At 43.4% G+C, this 16,290-nt stretch carries 17 protein-coding genes; 6 read left to right on the top strand and 11 right to left on the bottom strand.

The window, feature by feature from the left end:
• Positions 1–13 precede the first annotated feature (13 nt).
• From F3I09_RS10185 to F3I09_RS10175, 3 genes are read left to right on the top strand one after another with little or no spacing between them, the layout of a single operon-like run.
• A complete protein-coding gene (locus tag F3I09_RS10185) occupies positions 14–1,612 on the top strand; it encodes an MBL fold metallo-hydrolase (RefSeq protein ID WP_149694924.1) in 1,599 nt (532 codons plus the stop codon).
• Positions 1,613–1,638: 26 nt separating this feature from the next.
• Positions 1,639–2,604 (top strand): TauD/TfdA family dioxygenase, encoded by a 966-nt coding sequence (locus tag F3I09_RS10180; RefSeq protein WP_149694923.1) that lies wholly within the window; start codon positions 1,639–1,641, stop codon positions 2,602–2,604.
• A 47-nt stretch (positions 2,605–2,651) separates the two neighbouring features.
• On the top strand, positions 2,652–3,971 hold the full coding sequence (locus tag F3I09_RS10175) for a KamA family radical SAM protein (RefSeq protein ID WP_149694922.1): 1,320 nt from the start codon (positions 2,652–2,654) through the stop codon (positions 3,969–3,971).
• 106 nt (positions 3,972–4,077) lie between these two features.
• Here F3I09_RS10175 and F3I09_RS10170 read toward each other — a convergent pair whose 3' ends face one another.
• Positions 4,078–6,522 (bottom strand): TonB-dependent receptor, encoded by a 2,445-nt coding sequence (locus F3I09_RS10170; RefSeq protein WP_149694921.1) that lies wholly within the window; start codon positions 6,520–6,522, stop codon positions 4,078–4,080.
• Between the two features lie 101 nt (positions 6,523–6,623).
• Between F3I09_RS10170 and F3I09_RS10165 the strand changes: the two genes are divergently transcribed.
• The gene (locus F3I09_RS10165) at positions 6,624–7,241 is read left to right on the top strand and encodes a Crp/Fnr family transcriptional regulator (protein WP_223233194.1); all 618 of its coding nucleotides are present in this window, start codon (positions 6,624–6,626) and stop codon (positions 7,239–7,241) included.
• A 90-nt stretch (positions 7,242–7,331) separates the two neighbouring features.
• Positions 7,332–8,303 carry a zinc-binding alcohol dehydrogenase family protein gene (locus F3I09_RS10160; protein WP_149694920.1) on the top strand — a complete coding sequence of 324 codons (972 nt, stop codon included), beginning with the start codon at positions 7,332–7,334 and terminating at the stop codon, positions 8,301–8,303.
• Between the two features lie 52 nt (positions 8,304–8,355).
• Here the strand turns inward: F3I09_RS10160 and F3I09_RS10155 are convergent, their stop codons facing one another.
• The 3 genes from F3I09_RS10155 to F3I09_RS10145 all read right to left on the bottom strand — a co-directional run bounded on the left by F3I09_RS10155 (position 8,356) and on the right by F3I09_RS10145 (position 9,395).
• Positions 8,356–8,682, bottom strand: coding sequence for an MGMT family protein (locus F3I09_RS10155; RefSeq protein WP_223233193.1), 327 nt, complete (start codon positions 8,680–8,682; stop codon positions 8,356–8,358).
• 137 nt (positions 8,683–8,819) lie between these two features.
• The gene (locus F3I09_RS10150; RefSeq protein ID WP_149694919.1) at positions 8,820–9,053 is read right to left on the bottom strand and encodes a hypothetical protein; all 234 of its coding nucleotides are present in this window, start codon (positions 9,051–9,053) and stop codon (positions 8,820–8,822) included.
• A 75-nt stretch (positions 9,054–9,128) separates the two neighbouring features.
• Positions 9,129–9,395 carry a DUF3892 domain-containing protein gene (locus F3I09_RS10145; RefSeq protein WP_149694918.1) on the bottom strand — a complete coding sequence of 89 codons (267 nt, stop codon included), beginning with the start codon at positions 9,393–9,395 and terminating at the stop codon, positions 9,129–9,131.
• 58 nt (positions 9,396–9,453) lie between these two features.
• Between F3I09_RS10145 and F3I09_RS10140 the strand changes: the two genes are divergently transcribed.
• Positions 9,454–10,725: a DUF4236 domain-containing protein gene (locus F3I09_RS10140; RefSeq protein ID WP_223233192.1), complete on the top strand. Its 1,272-nt coding sequence runs from the start codon at positions 9,454–9,456 to the stop codon at positions 10,723–10,725.
• A gap of 133 nt (positions 10,726–10,858) precedes the next feature.
• Here F3I09_RS10140 and F3I09_RS10135 read toward each other — a convergent pair whose 3' ends face one another.
• From F3I09_RS10135 to F3I09_RS10105, 7 genes are all read right to left on the bottom strand, one after another.
• Positions 10,859–11,827 (bottom strand): zinc-binding alcohol dehydrogenase family protein, encoded by a 969-nt coding sequence (locus F3I09_RS10135; RefSeq protein WP_149694917.1) that lies wholly within the window; start codon positions 11,825–11,827, stop codon positions 10,859–10,861.
• A 56-nt stretch (positions 11,828–11,883) separates the two neighbouring features.
• Positions 11,884–12,279: a nuclear transport factor 2 family protein gene (locus tag F3I09_RS10130; protein WP_188133755.1), complete on the bottom strand. Its 396-nt coding sequence runs from the start codon at positions 12,277–12,279 to the stop codon at positions 11,884–11,886.
• An 89-nt stretch (positions 12,280–12,368) separates the two neighbouring features.
• Positions 12,369–12,968: a Crp/Fnr family transcriptional regulator gene (locus F3I09_RS10125; protein WP_149694915.1), complete on the bottom strand. Its 600-nt coding sequence runs from the start codon at positions 12,966–12,968 to the stop codon at positions 12,369–12,371.
• A gap of 76 nt (positions 12,969–13,044) precedes the next feature.
• On the bottom strand, positions 13,045–14,364 hold the full coding sequence (locus F3I09_RS10120) for a cell wall metabolism sensor histidine kinase WalK (protein ID WP_149694914.1): 1,320 nt from the start codon (positions 14,362–14,364) through the stop codon (positions 13,045–13,047).
• A 7-nt stretch (positions 14,365–14,371) separates the two neighbouring features.
• The gene (locus tag F3I09_RS10115; RefSeq protein ID WP_149694913.1) at positions 14,372–15,046 is read right to left on the bottom strand and encodes a response regulator transcription factor; all 675 of its coding nucleotides are present in this window, start codon (positions 15,044–15,046) and stop codon (positions 14,372–14,374) included.
• A 5-nt stretch (positions 15,047–15,051) separates the two neighbouring features.
• Positions 15,052–15,921 carry an outer membrane protein gene (locus F3I09_RS10110; RefSeq protein WP_149694912.1) on the bottom strand — a complete coding sequence of 290 codons (870 nt, stop codon included), beginning with the start codon at positions 15,919–15,921 and terminating at the stop codon, positions 15,052–15,054.
• 22 nt (positions 15,922–15,943) lie between these two features.
• Positions 15,944–16,282 (bottom strand): hypothetical protein, encoded by a 339-nt coding sequence (locus F3I09_RS10105; RefSeq protein WP_149694911.1) that lies wholly within the window; start codon positions 16,280–16,282, stop codon positions 15,944–15,946.
• Positions 16,283–16,290: the final 8 nt, after the last annotated feature.

Below are 16,290 nucleotides of genomic sequence, written 5' to 3'. Positions count from 1 at the left end.
TAATATTGTTTTTATGGAAAATGAAGTGGTATACCTCAGACCCAATGTTGTATTAGAACCCTTAATGGACAAGTGGTATGCCTGGACGCATCTGATCTATCCTCCAACAGCGGCTATGAACATACAGTCGAGGCACCTCAGGATCATGAGCTCTTATGTACAGGCGCCACAGGTGCACGCTGCTGCCATCCGCAATCCGAAAATGCTGGGAGGTCCGTTCATGAACTATGAAACGAACCGGGCAGAAGATATCAAACAACTGATAGCAGAAACGAAAGAACGCAGGAAACACATGCTGGAACTTGCCGAAGCTATTAAAGACCTGGACAACCTGCTGCAACAGGAAGCCCATGGTTTCTCACTGGATCCCTTGTATGAGAAAATACCTGATATATTGAAAGGACTTGTTGAGATCAATTATGATCTGCACAACAATCCAGGTTTCCGCTTCTTTGAGCAGCTGATGTATAAGAGCGAATATTATAATGAGGATGCGCAGAGCCTGGCTATGTGGCTTACTACCAATGATGAACGTCCCTTTGTATTGAGTACTGCAAGGCTGAAAGATACTACCAGTATAGAGCTGAATATTCCCTTCTCCAATAGCCTGGTGGACCGCCTGCAACGCATGAGGACTGTTCCGGGGAGTTTCAGTGAAATAAAGGATGCCCTGGGTATTGCTGATGAAGATCTTGAGCTGTTCCAGTCGTTTTTCACCACAGAAGCTCCTCCTAAATACGAGCGCTATACCGGCGATAAGATACGGATGCGTTATTTCGGACATGCCTGTATCCTGGTAGAGACTAAGGAAATATCCATTCTGGTAGACCCTGTTATCAGTTATTACGGTTACCAGGCCGAAGTGGAAAGATTCTCTTACAGCGATCTGCCGGAAGAAATAGACTATATCCTGATCACACACAACCACCAGGATCATATCCTGTTTGAAACCATGCTTTACCTGCGCCATAAGACCAAAAAGATCATTGTGCCCAGAGGAAGTATGGGAAACCTGCAGGACCCTAATCTCAAGCTGATGTTCAATATGATCGGTTTCCACAACGTAGTGGAGCTGGAAGAAATGGAATCTATAACATTCGGCAATTGTACCATTACCGGATTGCCTTTCCTGGGGGAACACGGCGACCTGAATATCCGTTCGAAACTCTGCTACCATGTAAGGATCGGTTCCCAGTCCATGCTATTCCTCGCTGATTCATGCAATATAGAACCCCGTTTGTATGAGCACGTTGTAAAACAGACCGGTCCTGTGGATATCATCTTCCTGGGCATGGAATGTGACGGCGCTCCTTTTACATGGGTATACGGACCACTGATGACGGAAGAAATACAAAGAGAAAAGGATCTTTCCCGCCGGCTGGCAGGTTCTAATTTCCCCCGCGGACAAGCACTCGTTAGTACATTTAAACCCCGTGAATTGTATGTGTACGCGATGGGCCTGGAACCCTGGATAGAATTTATCAGCAGTGTAAGATATCATGAGGATGCCAACCCCATTGTAGCATCCAATAAGCTGATTACAGACTGTGGCGAAAACAATATTGCCGCAGAAAGACTGTTCGGCGAAAAAGAATTATTGTATGAAATCTGATTTATAACATCGCTAAATCTTCATGTATGAACTTAACTAAATCTATTGCTCACATAGGTGAGGATAAACTGCCCGTGTTCCTGAAATTTGAAGAACAGATAAGCACTGATTTCTTCGCTGACTGGTACCAGGAAAACCGTGAACTAATGGAATCTACATTGTTAAGAAATGGCGCTATTCACATAAGAGGTATTAATATAGATTCTATTGACGCTTTTAGCGGGTTGATGAAACGTCTGCATCCTGCATCATCCAGCTTCCTGGATGGCAACAGCAGCAGAAGCAAACATACCTCCAATGTATACAATGCCTCAGAATATGATGAAGCGTCTATCATTCGACTCCATACGGAATTCTCCTACTCTAATCTCTGGCCGGCACACATTTTCTTTTGTTGTATCAACAAAGCAGCTACCGGGGGCGAAACAACTGTAGGCGATTGCAAGAAGGTACTGGACTTACTTACTCCCGCTATAGTAGAAGAATTTGAAGCGAAAGGCATTACCTATATCCGTAATCTGCACGGTGGTTCAGGCCTTGGCCCTTCCTGGCAGGAAGCATTTGAAACGACAGACAAACAGTTCATGGAGTCTTACTGCAATGAAAACGGTATCACCGTGAAATGGCAGCCTGACGGTGCTGTGCGATTAGAGCAAACAAGACCCGCTATCAGGAAACATCCCGTTACCGGCGACCGCCTGTGGTTTAACCAGGTAGATCAGTTTTACCCTGTCATTTATGGTGAAGAAGTGTTTGAAACGCTGATGTTCCTGGCGAACAATGATCCTAATGGCTTGCCTATGTATGCCCGTTATGGCGATGGTTCCGAGATACAGAAAGAATATATCGATGAGATTATCCGGGTAATGGATGACGTAACAATTCCTGTTCCCTGGGAAAATGGTGATCTGTTGATGGTTGATAATATGCTGTCGCTACATGGCCGTCTTCCTTTTACCGGAGATAGAAAGATATTGGTTTCGATGGCCTGAGCCCGGAGATACTTCCCTTTTCGTAAACTCCCTTTCAATTTTTTGTAATGTTTAAGTTCAAATCATACAATATCAATCAGCTTGATAAGATTCCCCAATTGATGTTACTGGATCAAAGGCAGATGGAGGATATCAGGATCGTCAGCGAGATCTATCCTTTCAAAACGAATAACTACGTATTGGAGAATCTTATTAACTGGACAAATGTTCCCGACGACCCGATCTTTCGCCTGAACTTTCCACATAAGGAAATGCTGACAGAATTGCATTATGATCAATTGAAATGGGGAGTGCGGAACATGGATGAAGCATCCTACCGTAATCTGGTCCATGATATACGTTTATCATTGAATCCACATCCTGCCGGGCAGGTGGATCATAATACGCCTTATTTCCTGGGAGAGAAGCTGGAAGGCATGCAACATAAATACCGCAATACCATATTGTTCTTCCCCAGCCATAGTCAAACCTGCCACGCTTATTGCACGTTCTGTTTCAGGTGGCCTCAGTTCGTTAATGAGCCAGGGTTCAAAATGCAGGCAAAAGAAATAGAGCTTTTGGTGGCCTATTTAAGGGCTAATCCTTATGTCTCAGATGTTTTGTTAACAGGAGGGGACCCTATGGTAATGAGCCCCCGTATCCTGGCAAATTATCTGCTGCCTCTGCTGGAAGTAAAGAGTCTGAAGGTGATCAGGATTGGCACCAAATCGCTTAGCTACTGGCCTCATAAGTTCGTTACGGATTCTGACAAAGATGAGCTGTTGCAGTTATTAGCCAAAGTAACTGCAGCAGGTAAACACCTGGCTATAATGGCTCATTTCAATCACTATGTGGAATTTGAAACAGCAGTGGCACAGGAAGCTATATTCAATCTGCGGAAGATAGGAGCGGAGATCCGCACGCAGGCGCCACTTCTAAGACATATCAATAACAAGGTAAGGATCTGGTCAACCATGTGGGAGCGGCAGGTACAGCTGGGTTGTGTGCCTTATTATATGTTCCTGCCCAGGGATACAGGCGCTCAGCATTACTTCGCTGAATCACTAGAGACTGCGCTGCATATTTATCGTGGGGCTGTACAACTAACAGGCGGTTTATGTCGTACAGCCAGAGGGCCGGTGATGTCTATGACTACTGGTAAGGTTGAATTGTTAGATATCGAAGACGATGTGTACCAGTTACGTTTCCTGCAACACAGGAATGGATCGCTCGCATATAAGACGTTCAAAGCCCGGAGCAGCCATGACCATCCGAAATGGTTTGACGATCTTTCCTGTTACGATGAGCGTTACATGGAGTTTTTCAGTGATCAGGATGATTATGACAAGAATGAATTGCGGTATGATAATATTTCTTTACAGCTGTAAAAAAGGCTGATCCCCAAAAGATTATTGCAGTGGCTGACAAATAAAAAGCCGCAGGCATTATGCCTGCGGCTAAATCAGGGTTTAACCCAATGCCATCCGGGATGTACTAGAACTTGAAAACAAAATTAGCTGACAGGCGTCTTGGCATTTGCTTTTCCAGTGTGGTCCATCCGCCGAAATATTCTTTGTCCGCGAGGTTATCCACTTTCAGGCCGATACGGTATTTACTGGCACTATAGAATACAGAAGCATTCAGTACAGTGTAAGAAGGCAATGTAAATAAGCCGGTTCTTGCATCATTGGTGATAACATTATCGCTTGCATAGTTGCCACCGAATCCGATACCTAATCCTTTGACAGTACCCTTTGTAAAGGTATAGCTGATCCACGCATTTGCCAGGTTGGCCGGGCCTGCGGAGGTTGGTCTTCTGCCTTTTAAAGGGTCAATAGCCTGTACAGCCTTGCTGTCATTATAGCTATATCCTGCTACGATGTTCAATCCTGGCAGAGGATTGGCAATCACATCCAGTTCAATACCCTTACTTTTCTGCGTGCCATCCTGGACAGTGACATTATAGCTTTGTCCATCGCGTACCACCGTTTCCCCACGTGTGATATTCTTTACAAGCAGGTCGTAGTAGCTGGCAGTAGCAGTCAGCTTATGGTTGAACATTTCAAGTTTTACACCACCTTCCCATTGGTTAGCCTGTTGTGGTTTGAAAATATTAGTGTAGTCGTCCAGTACTTTTGTACCCGGAGCGACGTTACGGAAACCATTCATATAGTTGCCAAACACACTTACCTGGTCTTTTACGATCTGGTATACAAGCCCGAATTTCGGAGACACTGCCGTCTGTCCATATTTACCGCTGGTCACGCCTGTAGCATAGTTTTTACTTCCTTTGCTTTCGAAACGATCAATACGTACGCTCGCCATCACACTTAACGCGTCTGTTAAGTTCAATACATCTGAAACATAAGCACTATAAACCTGGTTGCTGTTACCATCTTTTGTTCCGCCAAGGGCGGCCAGTTTAGCATCTACTGCTGCTTTGGTAAGCATGGCATAGCGTGGGTCATTGTTACGGGTAACGTTTACATAGTCGAATAGTGCATATGCGCTGTTATCATTTACTGCACTTACATCCGCGAAATCAAGACCAAATACCAGTCTGTTGCGCATATTGCCAATCCTGAAATCTCCTATGAAATTTTGTTGAATGTCTGTGGTAGTAGTGGTAGAGTTCTGGTAGTACACAAAACGGCTGATCAATGAGTCATTAGCCGCAATCGCACCGGTAGGACTTCCATCCAGGAACATCACATAGGAATAGTTGCCGTCGCTCTTACGCACACTTCTTGACAGGTTGGTCTGGGATATCCATTGATCAGATATTTTGTAAGTGGCCTGTCCGTATAGATTGATGGTAGGTGTTTTGTAAGTAATATCATTGCTGGTGTAAGACCTGTCAAAGTCCATATTTAATTCAGCAGGAGTGTGTGCAATTAACGGACGGCTCCTGTTCATGAATACCATGAGTGCATTAGTGCTCTGAGCTGTATAAAACTCTGCATTGATCAGGAAAGATAGCCTGTCATTCGCTTTGACAGAAAGACTGGGGGCTAAAAAGAAACTCTTTTTGAACCCTGCATCCTGAAAACTGCCTTCACTGTGATAAGCAGCGTTTACACGTAATAAGGCAGTTTTATCGGCATTCAATGGAGTATTTACATCAGCGGTAAAGCGGCTCAATCCAAATCCTCCTGCAGTATAACTTACTTCTCCGCCAAAGTGATCGTATGGTTTCTTCGTCACAATATTCAATAATCCGCCAAAAGAGATAAAACTACTGCCAAATAAAGTACCTGATGGCCCCTTAATAGACTCGATCCTCTCTACATTAGCAGGGTCTATACCTCCGTTAGTCAGGCCGGGAATGCCATTGATCATCGTAGGTTGTACACTAAAACCTCGCATGGAAAAATAGCCTGCACCATCATTAGGACGGCCGGTAGATGACCAGAGCCTGTTTACACCTGGTGTGTTTTTTAACGCATCGTCAAAATTTACAACCACCTGTTCCTGCATCAGCTCCTTTGAAACTACATTATATACCTGTGGATTCTCCAGGTTCTTCAGTGGCAGACGCGCCACATACTCAGATTCCTTTTTGGCGAACTTGCTACGGCCTGTATTCACAACGACTTCCTGCAGCTGTATATCTGACAGTGATAATGAAATGGCTATCTGAACAGTATTATCTGCAGTTACAGTTACTGGTTCTTCTTTAGAATCGTAGCCCAACAGGGTAATCTGCAGCGTATATATTCCCGGCTTCACGTTATTCAGGATGAAAACGCCATTTTCATCTGTAACAGTAGTTTTCTTTGTGTTCTTGAGTCTCACTGTAACCTGGTCAGCTGGTTTACCATCAGTAGTGGTAACCGTGCCTCTGATAATTCCGTTTCCATCCGACTCGTTATCATGTGCAGAAAGGACGCAGGGACAAAGCATCACAAGCGTCAAAAGCAGCAGTAGAAATGATTTCATATAGCGTTGATTTGGGCTGCGAAATTGGGGTATTATGCTTTTATTTGTTTTAACAATCGGGAAGAGTTTTTACGCTATCGGGAAAAAAATAGTAGCTTTTGATGCCCGTAACTTATCTTGCAATTAATAAGACCATGTTTCTTCATTTCAGAGATAAATTTCCTCAGCTAAACGTCTTCTGGGATAAATACCTTCCATTCCAGACTCGTTTGGAAGTTCCAACAAAGACGATTTTGCTGGAGGAAGGAAAGATTTCCCAGAACTACATTTTCATAGAAAAAGGCTGTGTGCGTACATTCTTTAACAACAATGGTGAAGAGAAAACCGTACAGTTTTTTTTCGAAAATGAGGGGTTAACCTCGTTTGATAGCTTCGTTAATAATATTCCAAGTCAGTGTGCTATCGAAACAATTGAGCCGTCTGTCATTTACCTGCTGCCTAAGCAATATGTCACACAAATGATAGAGGAATTAATGCATGAGCAGAACTTTGCGCAGATGATGTTACAGATGTTTGCCCAGCGGCAGACGCACTACATTAATGAATTCATCTCCTTTATTCGTGATACTCCTGAGCAGCGTTATCAAAACCTGTTGAGGGAACGTCCGCATATCGTGCAGCGGGTACCTCAGCATTATATTGCTTCTTATCTGGGGGTGACAACTGTGCATCTGAGTCGTATTAAGAGTAAAATTGCAAAGGGTAAAGCACATTTTTAAAAAAGCAGAGCATCCCCTGAACTTAATAACATATGTTATCGTCCGGCAATGCTGCCCATTCTAATTTTGTCTCAACAAAAAAGGAAAAAAATGAAAGCAGCAGTCATGTATCAGACAGGAGAATTCCCTCAATACGTGGATTTTCCTGAGCCAACCACTCAGCATGATAATGAACTATTAGTCACTGTAAAAGCAGTAGCGATTAAGCACTTTGACAAAGCTAATGCCTCAGGCAGGCACTATTCCAGCGATGTCCCAAAACAAGATGGCCGGGTAATTGGAGGAGACGGTATTTGCCTGTTAGAAGATGGTACCAGGGTGTATGGTATGGGTATCAGTGGTATGCTGGCAGAAAAGGCAATTATCCATAAAGATCGTATAGTGAAGGTTCCGGAAACCCTGGATGATATTACTGCAGCTGCACTGCCCAATGCGGTTATCGGTGCTGCTATGGGACTTAGATTTAAAGGAGATCTCCAGCCGGGAGATGTGGTATTGATCAATGGTGCGACAGGCTTCACAGGTCGTGTTGCTGTTCAGATAGCCAAGCATTACGGCGCGAAAAAGGTGATCGCAACGGGTAGAAATCAACAATCACTGGAAGACCTTTTATCACTTGGAGCGGATGAGATAATTTCTGTTCTACAGGACGATGACGGCTTTAAAGCGAAGCTGAAGGAGATCCATTCACAGACGCCTATTGATGTCATTGTTGACTATTTATGGGGACATACTGCAGAAATAATACTAGGCTGTCTGAAAGGTAACGGTTCATTTACCAACAGGGTAAGGTATGTATCTATCGGTAGTATGGCGGGAGATATTATACAGTTGTCAGCGGCAAACCTGAGAAGTGTTGATCTGCAGTTAACAGGCTCAGGACTGGGTGCCTGGTCTAAGCCAGAGGTAGCGAAGTTCTTTAGTGAAATAATGCCGGAGATGTTTCAACTTGCGGCTACTGGTAAGCTTAAAGTAGCGGCTGTCCAGGTGAAGCTGAAGGATATTGCTGAACTATGGAACCTGGATGTGCCTGACGGGCAGCGCCTGGTGGTAACAATTTAAACAACATCTTTTCCTGAAATTTTACAGTACCCCTGACCATTGGTGAGGGGTACTATAATTCCTCGGTTGGATCCCAGAAAAACTTCTTAAAATTTACAACCTTGTCGCCTTTTACTTCCACTCCTTCCTTTTCAAGTAACTTTTTTCTGGCAGAGATGCCTGCCGGTTCTCCAGTCAGTTGTCCCTGGCTGTTTACCACTCGCTGCGCTGGTACAGGAGGCTTTTCATGGCCACAAGCGCCCATAGCATGTCCTACCATGCGGGAGTAGTTTGCTTTACCCAAAGCTTTTGCAATCGCTCCGTAAGAAGTCACACGGCCTTTAGGAACCAATCTGGCAATCTCATAAACAAGTTTATTGAAATCCGGGTCATTCATCATACAGAATAATTATGCTGTATGAAGGTAAAAAATTCCTAAATAACCAACGTGTTCCTTTATATAAAACGGGAGATCCGATTAAGAAATCGGATCTCCCGTAGCTTTGCTCAGACTTACGACGAGTATATGAAGCCTTATTAACCACATTTACACTCAGACCTTGTTACATATGTTCTGTTGCCGCTACTATTAATGTAATAACAGCCACCGCTGGATCCGAGATGTAAAGGTTTCCCGTTGTGGTATCCGCAGCCGGAAGAACCTCCGGAACCCGAAGTGTTGTCTGTGCCACCAGGCTCTAATGTGGTATTATCTTTTCCGCAGGAAAAGCATAAGAGGATAAGGGTTGAGATCAACAACATTTTTTTCATATGGGGTAGATTTAATATTAACTGAAAGTAATTGCAATAGATTACTGGTTTAATTACAAAGACATAGTCGCCGGCTTATGGACATTCTGGTAAAGCCAGCAGATTATCATTGGGTACATTGTCTGCGTAGGTTCTGAGGTATTTCCCATTCGCTCCCTGGACTACTCTTACATCAGCCCTACGACCGTTTACATAAGTGTAGAAAGTATTGGTTTTGGCTTCAATGGATTGAATTACCTCGGTTCTTGTCCACTTCCATTTAGCCCCTCCTAAATGAGTGATCCCTTCATGAGAGCTGTTGCGGTTTAACTTATTGATACATGTGACTTGTACATCTGGCATTTTGAAATGGTTTTAAGGTTAAGAGATTTAAATAGATATTCTGAACTGAGTTAATGACATGTCTATAATTCATGTCAAAACTAAACACGTTCTTCAAAATGATTGGAGGGGATTTTTCCTGTTTTTTAAAACAGCTATTTGTCTATCCATTCATTTGTTTCACTTTTGCCTCATACCTGAATTCTTTCATCACCCCTTAAATCTATATCACATGTCATGGAGCTACAGAAAGAGAATCAAAATTATCCCCGGCGTACACCTGAATATTAGCGGGAAAGGTATCAGTACGACCATTGGAGTTAAAGGCGCGAGTGTAAATTTCAGTGCTGATGGAACATTTCTGAATACGGGTATACCGGCATTAGGCATTTATAACAGGCAAAAAATATCATCAGGGAAAGGGATACCGCCTGGCAATACCATTCCCCATGTAGCTACAATTGAACCTATGCCCCGTGGTAATATATTCAGTGTGCTGCCGAATGAGGTCACAAGCAATGATATGCAAGGCATAAAAGATACTCTTATTGCCGCCCGTAGACAACGGATGGAGCTTGGGCATGATTTATCCAAAATCTGCACGGCATTATCTTTAACAAAGATCAGGCTTATTTTGAGTTATGTGTTCATAATCGGATTATTGAAACGTTCAATACCGCAAAAACTCAGGCACACAATATCTTCTCAGCTGGACACCATTGCTCAGATAAAAGAACAGATCGATAACAGTTGTATGAAGATGGATGTTGAGTTTGATCCTGATTTGAAGGGCAAGTTTGAAGTATTAACTGATGCTTTTAAACAGCTATCCCATTCAGAGAAGATATGGGATGTTACCAATGCAGAGGCGCAGAACAGGGTAGCAGCCAGGTCGGCGGCATCCACCCTGGTAATGAAAAGAGAAGTGGCCATTGGTATTAAGCCTATTCCGGATATAAAATCTGAGTTTGCCCCATTGTGGTTAAAAAATGCAAATGGAGCAGATCTTTATTTTTATCCAGGGTTCATCATAATGTATGATTCGCGTGATCATTTTGGGATTATTGGCCTGAATGAATTGGAGTTTCATTATGAATATGTTCGTTTCGTTGAAACAGGTACTGTCCCTAAAGACAGTAAGATAATCGATAGAACATGGGCAAAAGTAAATAAGAACGGCTCTCCCGACAAACGGTTCAAGAATAACTACCAGATTCCCATAGTCAGGTATGGCTGTATAAGATTAAAAAACAGGAATGGCCTTCATGAAGAATATGAATTTAGCAACTACGAAGCAACTGAGCTTTTTGGAAGAGCTTTTTCAAGCTATATTAGTTCAGTGAGGGGCTAGGTTGTTATCAGAAGCAGGTTATCGATCTCTTAATAATTGCAAATAATTCCTCATCAGTGGTTGCAGACAGGTTTACTTCCTGTTCTGGAAGAACAGGAAGTAAATAATTTTGGATAAATGATCAGAAGGATCTTCATGTAACAACCACGATCTTCCCATCAGCCAAATTGCTATCCATCAACTTATGCGCTGCCGCAATATCATCAAGCTTGAACGTACAGCTGACATTCAGCTTTATGTCGCCCGCTTCCACGTCACGGACAAACGCCTGAAAATGTTCCTTGTCCACCCTGATCTGACCAGTGCTATACACAGTGAGGCGAACCGTCGCCGGAATGTAATCCATAGGAGCAAAATCAACGAATGACCATTGTTCTGAGAGCATACCAGTCATGCAGACGGTCCCCCCTTGTGCGGCACATTGGAGTGAATCTTTTAATGTCGCAGTACCCACCAGTTCAAGTATTTTATCTATACCGGCAGGAAATGAAGCTTTGATCCTGGGAGCCAGATTGCCATCATCAATAAACACTTCGTCAACGCCATTATCTAAGAGCAGGTGTTCCTTTTCCGGTTTCCTGGTAGTGGCCACTACATACAGCCCGTTCTTTTTTGCCATTTGCGTAGCTAGCATACCAATGGAAGAGGTGCCTCCCCTGATCAGTAAGGTTTCGTTCTTTTGAATTCCCAGCGCCAGATGCAGTGATCCATAAACTGTCTGGAACATCTCAGGAATAGCTCCCAGCTTATCCCAGCTTAAATGACTGTCGAAAGGCGTGAGAATAGATCTGGGTAGTACTGCATACTCTGCATAGCTGCCATCATATGCTCTTCCCATTTCGCCCATGAACGCAGCTACCTTTTGCCCTTGTTTAAATTCCCCTGTCGGATCATTTGCTACTTCACCGACGCATTCAATACCCAGTACTCTGGGGAAAACAACACCTGGCGACAAGCCTTTACGTGTCATTAATTCCGATCTGTTTAATCCAAAAGCCTTTACTTTTACGAGCACCTGTCCCTCCCCCGGAACAGGTGTTGGTCTTTGCTCCAGTGAAAAGTTTTCCGGCCCACCAGGGTGGTATAATACTGCTGCTTTCATGTATACTTGTTTAGATAATTATTTAATGCTTATATGCCTGGGGCTATACCTTCATCTTAATGATCTGCGATATGATTGAACATATAACGATAGATCTTCCATGCTTTCCCTTCTTTACGAAGCACAAAGAAATCCCTGCTCCGTTTAGCTGATGGCTGTCCTGTTACCGGATCATGGGTAGTGGCTACGGCTGTTGCCTGCACAAATGCATAGCGGGTATCCAATACAACATCCTGTACGGTGAAATCGATATGAAACCGGGTCCTTTTGAGATAGCTGCCATTATTCCTGGTTGACAGATCCTGAGCGGTAATTGTCTTAGTACCAGCGGCCATAAAAATGCCATCCGCAGTGTAAAAGAGATGTATCAGCGCAGTATTCGCTGTATTCAATGTGTCTGCATATGCAGTCAGCAATTGTTGAACCGCCTGTTTTTCTTCATGAATGCCCATGTTTGTCCTTTTGTAATGCAAAGGTGGCATCTTCAGACAGGATCAGCCAATGAGGTATCTTAAGAAATACCCTTAATATAGTTTAAGGTTTAGGTTCGTTGCGTCAGGTCTTTACGGATCTTACTGAGGAATTCCGGGGTGATTCCCAGATAGGAGGCTATCTGTGTGTTAGGTAATCGGTTGGAGATATGTGGATACTGCTCCAGGAAGGATTGATATCGTTCTTCAGCTGTCGAGCTGATATTTTGTAATACCCTGTTTTGCAGTGCTATGAATTTTTGTTCGATAATGATCCTGAAATTGCGGTCAAATTTGTGATGGTTGATATAGAGAGAAAGCAGATCAGGATGTTTGATCTGTAAAACGACGGATGGCTCTATTGCTTCTATATAAAGCTGACTTGGTTTTTCAGCGTAAAAGCTGGCCAGATCAGTGATCCAGTCATTCTCCGCAGCAAACTGGATATTGTGCTCTTTCCCGTTTTTATCCACTGCATACATCTTAAAGCAACCGCTAACGACAAATGTAAAGTGACGGCATACATCCCCTTGTTGAAGGATAAAACCACGGCGCTTTATTTTACGCTCTGTAAAATGCACCAATAGTTCATCGCGCTCCTTGCTGTTAAGTGGGAAGTAATTTTTGAAATAGCTGATTAACTGTTCTACAGATGTATTTTCAGTGTTCAAAATCCAAAGTTTATACAAATGAATATTCCTTCAGAGATTACAGGTAAAGATAATAAATATGGGAAAATCAGTATAATCAGCCTACTGAAGGGAATACCACATTAATAGTAGTGCCTGTACCCACCTCCGAAACCACTTTTACCCTGATGCCATGATAGTCAGCAATACTCTTTACAATGGACAGGCCCAGTCCATAACCCTCCCCATCTATCGTATTCTTTTTCCTGAAACGGTTGAATATTGTGTCAATATCTGAAGGATCAATCCCTATTCCCGTATCCCTGATAGCAATAGTGTAGGAACCATCCGCAGCCAGTGTATCACTGATATGAATGCTTCCGTCTGGTTTGTTGTACCTGATAGCGTTATTAATAAGATTATAGAATAACTGGAACAACAGATCATGGTTCAGTTTGCGCAATGTAATATGCTGCTGCAGGGAAACAGCCATCCGGATATTTTTGTCTTCCAGCCGGTGTGTCAGCTCCTGTATGATCTCACCAATCATTTTCTCCGGCTGAATGTTATCCTGCCTGGCATATTGGTCATTTTCAATCCTGGATATTAATAGCAGCGAGTGAACGATCTTCTTCAACCGGTTAAGGGTCTTCATCATTTCCATGATCTTTCCCATCGCTGTTTCGTCAAGATCATTGGATAGCAGTACATTCTCCATTTTGGTCTGCAGGATGCCAATTGGCGTCATCAGCTCATGAGATGCATTGGAGGTGAACTCCCTTTCCCTGTCAAAATCTTCCTTTATCCGGTTCATCAATGCGATCAGGGAGTTGTCCAGGTACCTGAAGTCTCTTGTTGTGGTGCGGATAGCAGGAGGGATCTCCTTAAACGGAAAGACAGGATTGATTAGTTTAGTCTGGATGATCGTTTGCAGTGGTTTAAGAAGGATACGGGTAAAAGAAATGTCCGTAAGCAGCGTCAATATCGTTAGCATACCCAATACATATAAGGCAATTCTTTGCAGCGGACTATTATACTGACTGATAGATGCGATCGTTTTACCAATCTCCAGCTCATACACCTGGTCATTGTATTCAAAGGCCTGGTTAAGGATACGGTACATGACAGTATCGCCCTCAATAATTCTTTGTGCCGTCTGAATAGTATCCGGTGAATAGATATGTCTGGCCCGTTCCAGCGAAATATATTCTTCCCTGAGCAGGGTATAACTTCCGTACGTTGAATCTCCCTGCAGATAATAATCGATACCATTGGTCTGGATATTGGTCATTACCTTTTTTGCCTGCTGCTTTAACAGGCGGTTGGTGCTTTGAAAAGCGACCCTGTCTATGAGAACAGGCAACAGTATAATAAAGAGGATGACAGTTGCTATCTTGGACAGGGTAGAAGTAAGCGTAAGTTTGGTAAGCAGCTTCACGATATGGTTATAGTTTTATTTTGTATCCTACCCCTCTGATGGTTTGCAGCCATTCTACCGGTCCGTATTCAGTCAATTTTTTACGGATATTTTTTATATGCACATCAATATAATTGGAATCATAATCATCGTCCGAAAAACTTCCCCAGATATGCTCACTTAGCTGCATACGCGTAAGCGGACGGTTCTTGTTCAGCAGCATATAACTTAACAGGTCAAACTCTTTTTTCGACAGGCCGATATCTGCATCGCCATACAACACCATTCTGGTGTTTAAGTTGACGTTGAAATCCCCCAGTGCCACCAGGTTATCTTTCAAGCCTGATTTCCTGCGACTGATCGCCTGCATGCGTGACTGTAATTCCAGCAGTGAAAAAGGCTTTGGCAGATAGTCATCCGCTCCCAGGTCCAATCCCTTTATCCGGTCCTCCAGTTTGCCACGGGCGGTAAGAATAATGTAAGAGGCTTCGGGACAGATCTTCTTGGCATCCTCCAACACCAGTAATCCGTCCCTGTCCGGTAAACCAAGATCAAGCAGTATAAAATCATAAGGCCCTTCCTCCATGAGCTGTCTCGCCTGTTTGGCGGTAAAAGCAAGATCGCAGAGGTAGCTTGCCTTTACCAGGAAATCCTCCATTTCCAGCGCCATCCCTCTTTCATCTTCGATGATCAGTACTTTCATATCAATTAAAACTGGTAGTAAAAGTTCGCCGTGAAAAATGAATTCGCTTTTCCCGGATCCGATTGAGACTTTTGTCCGAGTAAGGAAAGCTGATACTCAAATTCTATCATATAGCTCGCCCTGTTATAAGCTAAAGGCAGTTTCAGATTGTAGGATAAAAGATCATAGCTGGTAGTTGCCTGGGTGGTGGTACTGCCCGTCCCGCTTCCCGGAGTAGTACCGAGTATTGGAGGAAGGATACCCAGTAAACTATCCCTGATACTTTTTTCCTTTACATAGTAAGTATAAAATCGTTGTGTACCCGCTGTCACATCTATCAAAGGGGTAAGCGTCACTATATCTTTTGAAGTCAGACTAAAGAGATTGATCTGTTTGCTGATCCCCAATGTAGAGAAAAAGTCATTGGTCTTTCCAAAAGCATAATCTACTCCCAGCGTGGTGGTTAGCCAGCTTTTATGAGTCAGACCAATAGCCGCTGAATGGGGATTGGCAGCCTGCAGGAAAGGAGAAAGCTTAGGATAGAAAGTGTAATTATAACTAAGATCTGCCGACAAACGCTTACTCAGTTTAAAGGAAAAGCCTGCTCCTGCACTGTAAGCGGAAACTGTATGATCCTTATCGTTCAGTAAACGGTAGGCTGTACCCGTCAGCGAGAAGCCTGAGCGATGCCGGTAAGCAGCTACTGCCGCTACATAGGCCATCCGTTCTTCTGATTTCTGCCCGTAATAGTTCGCATTATTGGCATAACTGGTTCCAATAGTAAGTGTGGATCTTTCAGCAGTAGATGCACTGTCCTTTTGTAATGTACTGTCTGTCTGCGCCTGGCAGAAAACACTGACTAATAGTATTGGCAGTAAAAAGAATATCTGTTTCATGGTTTTTCATTGAAGTGTTGTGTTATGGTACACGAACACTTATTTTCCTGATGACAATCTTTGGCTTAATGATTTTCGGTGTTTTCACAGGCAGCACAGCCGGAGGAACGGCTATAGGTTTCAGCTGTTTTTTAGACCTGGGAACTTCTTTGATGACCGGTTCCACAGGTAGCTCCTGCGTTGGTTCTACTGTTTCCGTCTCTACCGGCTTTTTGACAGGAATGGTGTCCAGTGGCACGGCATCCGGGGGTATTACCTTGTAAGTAGGTTGGGGTAGTGTATTACTACCCCAACTATAGAGGGAAATGATTGACAGGATGACGGTTATTCCTACATGGCGATATAAAGCCCCTTTGTTCATATTCACAA

It is taken from the genome of Chitinophaga sp. CF418, from assembly GCF_900142925.1.
Classification (GTDB): domain Bacteria; phylum Bacteroidota; class Bacteroidia; order Chitinophagales; family Chitinophagaceae; genus Chitinophaga.
The sequence above is the reverse complement of the archived record's forward strand: the minus strand, read 5'-3'. Positions and strand labels throughout refer to the sequence as shown.

Coding starts and splice junctions, on each gene's coding strand:
- F3I09_RS10140 (WP_223233192.1), top strand. CDS start 9,454: ATGTCTATAATTCATGTCAAAACTAAACACGTTCTTCAAAATGATTGG.
- F3I09_RS10155 (WP_223233193.1), bottom strand. CDS start 8,682: ATGATGAATGACCCGGATTTCAATAAACTTGTTTATGAGATTGCCAGA.
- F3I09_RS10165 (WP_223233194.1), top strand. CDS start 6,624: ATGCCCGTAACTTATCTTGCAATTAATAAGACCATGTTTCTTCATTTC.
- F3I09_RS10115 (WP_149694913.1), bottom strand. CDS start 15,046: ATGAAAGTACTGATCATCGAAGATGAAAGAGGGATGGCGCTGGAAATG.
- F3I09_RS10160 (WP_149694920.1), top strand. CDS start 7,332: ATGAAAGCAGCAGTCATGTATCAGACAGGAGAATTCCCTCAATACGTG.
- F3I09_RS10105 (WP_149694911.1), bottom strand. CDS start 16,282: ATGAACAAAGGGGCTTTATATCGCCATGTAGGAATAACCGTCATCCTG.
- F3I09_RS10145 (WP_149694918.1), bottom strand. CDS start 9,395: ATGCCAGATGTACAAGTCACATGTATCAATAAGTTAAACCGCAACAGC.
- F3I09_RS10170 (WP_149694921.1), bottom strand. CDS start 6,522: ATGAAATCATTTCTACTGCTGCTTTTGACGCTTGTGATGCTTTGTCCC.
- F3I09_RS10135 (WP_149694917.1), bottom strand. CDS start 11,827: ATGAAAGCAGCAGTATTATACCACCCTGGTGGGCCGGAAAACTTTTCA.
- F3I09_RS10175 (WP_149694922.1), top strand. CDS start 2,652: ATGTTTAAGTTCAAATCATACAATATCAATCAGCTTGATAAGATTCCC.
- F3I09_RS10130 (WP_188133755.1), bottom strand. CDS start 12,279: ATGGGCATTCATGAAGAAAAACAGGCGGTTCAACAATTGCTGACTGCA.
- F3I09_RS10150 (WP_149694919.1), bottom strand. CDS start 9,053: ATGAAAAAAATGTTGTTGATCTCAACCCTTATCCTCTTATGCTTTTCC.
- F3I09_RS10180 (WP_149694923.1), top strand. CDS start 1,639: ATGAACTTAACTAAATCTATTGCTCACATAGGTGAGGATAAACTGCCC.
- F3I09_RS10110 (WP_149694912.1), bottom strand. CDS start 15,921: ATGAAACAGATATTCTTTTTACTGCCAATACTATTAGTCAGTGTTTTC.
- F3I09_RS10185 (WP_149694924.1), top strand. CDS start 14: ATGGAAAATGAAGTGGTATACCTCAGACCCAATGTTGTATTAGAACCC.